The 1,174-nt window shown below is 64.6% G+C and carries 2 protein-coding genes; one reads left to right on the top strand and one right to left on the bottom strand.

Annotation, left to right across the window (positions count from 1 at the left end; translation table 11 throughout):
- The coding region (locus DMB66_RS59975) for a helix-turn-helix domain-containing protein (RefSeq protein ID WP_148112981.1) at positions 1–331 on the bottom strand (331 nt) is incomplete at its 3' end.
- Positions 332–503: 172 nt separating this feature from the next.
- Between DMB66_RS59975 and DMB66_RS59970 the strand changes: the two genes are divergently transcribed.
- Positions 504–1,174: ABC transporter permease (locus DMB66_RS59970; protein ID WP_125812706.1), on the top strand; the 671-nt coding region annotated here is incomplete at its 3' end.

Here is a 1,174-nt window from a genome sequence, read left to right as displayed (position 1 = left end):
CGGGGATGATCTGCGACGCGATCCGATGCTGCAGCGCCTTGCTCACGATGAACATGAGCAGTTGCAGATCACCCGCGAAGCTTCCGGTGTCGGGCATAGGCACGCTACGCTCCGCGATTGCGGAGACGATCTCGAGGACCATCTCCAGCTTGTTGCTCCACCGGCGATAGATCGCGGTTTTGCCGACGCCGGCGCGGCGCGCCACCGCCTCGATGGATAGCCGGCCGTAGCCGACCTCGGCCAGCTCGTTCATGACCGCGTTACGGATGGCCGCGGTGATGTCGCCGCGGAGCACCGCCGCTCCGGCGGGTGCACGTTTCGCTGTAACCACGGGTGCACTATACGCCAGGACGCAACGGTTGCGTTCCGGCGCTCGTTCGGCTAATTTCGGCTCTAACGTCGATACGACGCCGTTCCATCGATGCACAATGTTTAGTGTGTTCCCGCGCAAGTCATCAAGGTCCCCCATCCCCAGCGGACCGACTAGATCGGAGCGACACCCCATGCCCCAGACGGCGGTCGCCGAATCCGACACCGGCCTGACGCTCAAGGAGCTGGCCCGCAGGCACGGCCTGAGTGCCGCCGGCAAGCTGCCCTCCCTGTCCGGGTATTCCCGGCAGTTGTGGGCCTACCGGCACTTCATCGCGTCTTACGCCAACGCCAAGGTCTCATCGTCGTTGGGCAAGACCCGGCTCGGCGTCTTCTGGCAGGTGCTCACCCCGCTGATCAACGCGGCTGTGTACTACCTGATCTTCGGCATCATCCTGAACACGAAGAGCGGGGTCGACAACTTCGTCGCCTACCTCTGCACCGGCGTGTTCATCTTCGGCTTCACCCAGTCCACGGTGTCGGCCGGCATCCAGGCAGGGGTCAGCGGCAACCTGGGGCTGATCCGGGCCCTGCACTTCCCGCGCGCCAGCCTGCCGCTGGCGATCACGATGGTCGAGATCCGCAACACGATGGCCTCGCTGGCCGTGCTGATGGTCATCGTGCTCGGCTTCGGCGAGCCGATCACGGTGGAGTGGCTGCTCATCGTGCCGGTCTTCCTGTTGCAGGCCATGTTCAACGCCGGACTGGCGCTGACCGGGGCCCGGCTGGGCAGCAAGATCCCCGATGTCCGGAATCTCATCCCTTTCCTCATGCGGATGTGGCTCTACTTCTCGGCGGTGCTCTA

It is taken from the genome of Actinoplanes sp. ATCC 53533 (assembly GCF_003947245.1).
This window is presented reverse-complemented; position numbering and strand designations above follow the sequence as displayed.